This window comes from Streptomyces sp. NPDC037100, from assembly GCF_055606225.1.
The window spans coordinates 1-4604 of record NZ_JBVJSX010000031.1 but is presented as its reverse complement, the minus strand read 5'-3'; the positions used below and the strand labels follow the sequence as shown (position 1 = coordinate 4604).

Genomic DNA, 4604 nt, shown 5'->3' with positions numbered 1-4604 from the left:
GGAGCCCTCTCGCGGGGCGGGCCGGGGCGCTGCCGTTCCGGGGAGGAGCCCTCTCGCGGGGCGGGCCGGGGCGCTGCCGTTCCGGGGAGGAGCCCTCTCGCGGGGCCCGGGCCGGGGCGCTGCCGTTCCGGGGAGGAGCCCTCTCGCGGGGCGGGCCGGGGCGCTGCCGTTCCGGGGAGGAGCCCTCTCGCGGGGCGGGCCGGGGCGCTGCCGTTCCGGGGAGGAGCCCTCTCGCGGGGCGGGCCGGGGCGCTGCCGTTCCGGGGAGGAGCCCCCTCGCGGGACGGGCCGCCTCCAAGGTCCTTCGCCGGCGGCCGCTACGCGGGCCGGACCGCCGTGTGCACCGTGTGGGCCTCCAGGACGAACACGTCCGGGCGGCGGTGCAGGCTCGCCTCGTCGTCCGGGTCGAGCAGGCGGTCGACGGTCGCGAGATCCTCGGCGTCGAGCCCCTCGGCGAGCTTGTCGCGCATGTGCGACAGCGACGCCACGACATACGCACGCGCCCGGTCCGAGGCGGGGGCCGGGAGGTCGAGCAGGAAGCTGTGCGTCCTCGTGTGCTTGAGTCCCGCGGCGGCCAGCAGGGCCGGCCAGTGCTCCGTCTCGGCCACGTGCCCGGGCAGATCGGTACGCATCCGGCTGAACCACTCCGCCTCCACCGCGTCGATCCGCGCCTGGAGACCGGGCCGGCCGATGCCGATGTCGCGCGGCAGGAACCGCAGGGGCAAACCGCCCTCCATGAGGGCCAGCGTGCCGCCCGGCGCGAGCCGCTGCGCGAAGGCGGCCAGCGCGGCCCGCTGGTCGCCCAGGTGGTGCAGGCTGCGGCTCGCCCAGAGCAGATCGGCGGGGTAGTCCAGTTCGCCGAGTACGTCGGGCAGATCACCGGCGAGCGTGCCGAAACGGTCGGCGACGCCCTGCCGCCCGGCCCGCGCCCGGGCCCGCTCCAGCAGCGCTTCGGAGCCGTCCACCGCCACGATCCGCGCGCCCGGGAACACCTCCGCGAACAGGCACGACACGACGCCCGGCCCGCTGCCCGCGTCGACGATCAGACCCGGCTCGGTCACCTCCTGCGCAAGCCAGCCCAGCGCCCGTTCGTACAGGGAGGCGAACAGTTCCGCCGAGGACTCCAGCATCGGGCCCATCTCGGCCCAGTCGAGGTCCGTGTGACCGTGCTGAGGGCCGTGGCCCCGCTCGTGGTCGTGGTGGTGGTGCGCCATGGTGGTCAGCCTCTCGCTCGGATGCGGTCAGCGTGCGCCGACGCACCGATCGGAGGCCACTGCTGTTGCCGGTGCGGCAAAATCCGCCGGGGCCGGGGCCCCGGCGGATCAGCGGTTCACCGGTTCACCGCGAACCGGTCAGGACAGCGGCGGGTACGCGTTCTGCATCAGCTGCCGGAACTGTGCGGAGAACCAGTGCCCGGACAGCGGCGCGTCCGGCAGGGCACCGGACATGTTGTTGTTGTTGCGCGGGTTGCCCGTGTAGGTCGGGTCGCACATGCGGTCGAAGCCCTTGCCCTCGTCGTTCGAGATGGCCTTGCTCGCCCCGTCGGACTCACCCGGCGGCTTCATCCACACGTACGCGTCGATCCCGGCGGCCGGGGCGGCCTTCGGGCGCTCGCCGAGGCCGGCTCCGGACTGGTTGCACCAGTTGCCGGCGTTGAAGCGACGGTCGTACCGCCCGCCGTCGACGTAGGTGTCGACGCTGGTCGTCGCGCCCGGCCCGGTGGGCCGTGCGGTGCCGCCCCAACCGTTGCGGGAGGTGTCGATCAGCATGCCGATGTTCGAGTTGAAGCCCGCCGAGACCAGCTGGCTGCGGAAGGCCTGGGCGTAGGACAGCTCGTCGACATAGCGGTTCCAGTCGAGCCACTTCGACTCGCGGACGGACTTGCCGGCCACGGTGTCGTTGATGGTGAAGTTGTTCTCTTTCAGGGCGCTGTAGTTCGCCGTGTTCGTGATGAAGCCGTGGACGTCGTTCACCGTGGCGCCCTCGGCGGTCGCCGCCTCCTTCATGATGGTGGCGGTGGGGCCGAAGTTGTCGTCCCAGCCGATCCAGCCGTGGTGCCCGGCGTCGACGTAGTTGTAGACGTTCGGCACGTCGCCGAGCTTGTTCAGCGCGTAGCCGACGCCCTTGACGTAGTTGCCGTTGGCCTTCATCACGTCGCACTGCGGGACGGCCGTCGGGCGGCTGCCGGTGTTGGTGACGAGGTTGGGCAGCGAGTCGATCTCGACCGTGGTGACGATCCGCAGCGAGGCGTACTTCGGGTCGGCGAGGATGGCCTTGATGGGATCGATGTACTCGGTCTTGTAGCGGCCGATCTCGTCAGCCTTCAGCTCGCCGTTGGAGGCGAGGGCGGAGCAGTCCCGGCCGGGCAGGTTGTAGATGACGAACTGGACGACGAGCTCGCCGGAGCCCTTCTGGCGCAGCGCCTCGTCGAGGTGGTCGCGCAGGCCCATCTTTCCACCTGCGCCGTTGATCGCGGCGATTCGGTCCAGCCAGACTCCGGTCGGCTGGTTGGCGACCCGGCTGCCGCCCGGCTCGGCGGCGGCGTTCGCGGACCACTCCGGGTTCACGTACACCTTGGCCCCCTCGTAGGGGTTGTTCACCCGGTTGGACGGCCCGCCCGGGTCCGGCGGGTCCGTGGGGCCGCCGGGGCCGCCGTCGACGTTGCAGGTCACACCGTCGAGGGTGAAGGTCTCCGGAATCGCGTTGCTGCCGCTGTAGCTGCCCTGGAAGCCGAAGCTCACCGAAGCGCCGGTGGCCAGCTGGGCGTTGTACGTCTCGTTGGCGGCGGTGACGGTGGCACCGCTCTGACCGATCTTGGCGTTCCAGCCGCTGGTGACCTTCTGGTTCCCGGCGTACGACCACTTCAGCGACCACGACGACTTGGCGGCGCTGTTGTTGGTGATGGTCACGGCGGCGGTGAAGCCGGTGCTCCACTGGTTCTGGATCTTGTAGTCGACGGTGCAGGGGACGGCGGCGATGCCGGTGCCGCCCGGGTCGACGGCGAACGCGGTGCCGGTCGCGCCGGCGACCAGAGCCATGGCGGCCAGTAACGCGGTTCTCGTACGGCTCATGAGTGGGGGTCCCTCTTCCGTTGGGTTCCTTGCGATGTCCGCGAGTCCGTGGGGGGTTCAGAGGTGCGGTGTCGGTGCGCCTTTGCGGGCATGCCGGGGCCTGTGTGCGCCGTTCGGGGCCGGCTGAGGGCGTCACCTGTCCGCCGCACGCGGCGCTCTCGCGCCGGCGGCGGCTCAAAGTACTGAACGCGGGGGGTGTCGCATGAGCGACTCCTTGCAGGTCGGGCGTGCCGTGACGGACGCGTCGACTGATGGAACCGCTCCCACTGGTGTCAAGGAAGGTAGCGCCAAGTGACGGTGAAGAACAGGGGAGGTGCTGACTTTTGCTCAGACGACGCATCGAATCTTTTTCGATTCTTCGAGGACCTTGACCGATACCTGACGCATCCGCACTATGGGAGCGCTCCCACTGGTTCAAGCCTTGATTTCTCCAAGCCGCAAGGAGGAACCAGCACCATGCATCCCCCACCCCGGAGGCGGAGAGCCGCCCGGCGTCTGTGGACCGCCGCGCTCGCAGCTCTCACCCTTCCGTTGACGATGCTCTCCTCAGGATCGACTCCCGCGCAGGCGGCGGCACTTCAGTGCAGTGTCGACTACAAGACGAACGACTGGGGCTCCGGTTTCACGGTGGACCTCACCCTCACCAACCGCGGCACAGAGGTCATCGACGGCTGGACGCTGGCCTACGCCTACTCCGGCAACCAGAAGCTGGGCAACGGCTGGAACGGCACCTGGTCGCAGTCCGGCCAGAACATCACCGTCAAGAACGCCGCCCACAACGCGCGGGTCTCCGCGGGCGCCGCCGTCTCCACCGGCGCCCAGTTCTCCTACAGCGGCGCCAACACCGCACCGACGTCCTTCTCCGTCAACGGCACCCCCTGCACCGGCGCGCACCAGCCGCCGATCGCCGTGCTGACCAGCCCGAGCGCGGGCGCCGTCTACACCCAGGGCCAGGCGGTGCCGCTGGCGGCCACCGCAGCCGCGGCGGACAACGCCACGATCAGCAAGGTGGAGTTCTACGACGACACCAAGCTGCTGGGCACGGACACGAGTGCGCCCTACGCCCTGTCCGTCTCCGACCTGGCCGTGGGCGGTCACTCCCTGGTGGCGAAGGCGTACGACAGCATGGGCGCCTCCGCGGACTCCACCCCGGTCGGCATCACCGTCTCCTCCGGCCCGACCGTCGTCGCCTCGCCGCTCCAACTGGGCGTCCAGTCGGGCAAGTCGGGCACGTACGAGGTGAAGCTGTCCAAGCAGCCGTCGTCCGACGTGACGGTGACCTCGGCCCGGGCGAGCGGCAACTCGGGGCTGTCGGTCTCGGCCGGCGCCTCACTGACCTTCACGCCGCAGAACTGGAACACCGCGCAGAAGGTGACCGTGTCGGCGGCGGGCTCCGGCACCGGATCGGCCGTCTTCGAGTCGACGGCCGCGGGCCACGCCAAGGCATCGGTGACCGTCACCCAGCTGGCGGCGTCGAAGGTGTACGACGCCCGGTTCCTGGAGCTCTACGGGAAGATCACCAACCCGGCGAACG

General features: G+C 70.6%; 3 protein-coding genes. 1 reads left to right on the top strand and 2 read right to left on the bottom strand.

The window, feature by feature from the left end; all coding sequences use genetic code 11:
* Positions 1 to 316 precede the first annotated feature (316 nt).
* Entirely contained in the window at positions 317 to 1213 is an 897-nt protein-coding gene (locus tag ACZ7EG_RS40010; protein ID WP_471089964.1) for a class I SAM-dependent methyltransferase, read from the bottom strand.
* A gap of 138 nt (positions 1214 to 1351) precedes the next feature.
* Complete coding sequence (locus tag ACZ7EG_RS40005; protein ID WP_471089961.1) at positions 1352 to 3070, bottom strand: glycoside hydrolase family 6 protein; 1719 nt, start codon at positions 3068 to 3070, stop codon at positions 1352 to 1354.
* Positions 3071 to 3526: 456 nt separating this feature from the next.
* Between ACZ7EG_RS40005 and ACZ7EG_RS40000 the strand changes: the two genes are divergently transcribed.
* Positions 3527 to 4604 (top strand): cellulose binding domain-containing protein (locus ACZ7EG_RS40000; RefSeq protein WP_471089958.1); only part of this gene is annotated, 1078 nt, incomplete at its 3' end.

Coding starts and splice junctions, on each gene's coding strand:
- ACZ7EG_RS40005 (WP_471089961.1), bottom strand. CDS start 3,070: ATGAGCCGTACGAGAACCGCGTTACTGGCCGCCATGGCTCTGGTCGCC.
- ACZ7EG_RS40010 (WP_471089964.1), bottom strand. CDS start 1,213: ATGGCGCACCACCACCACGACCACGAGCGGGGCCACGGCCCTCAGCAC.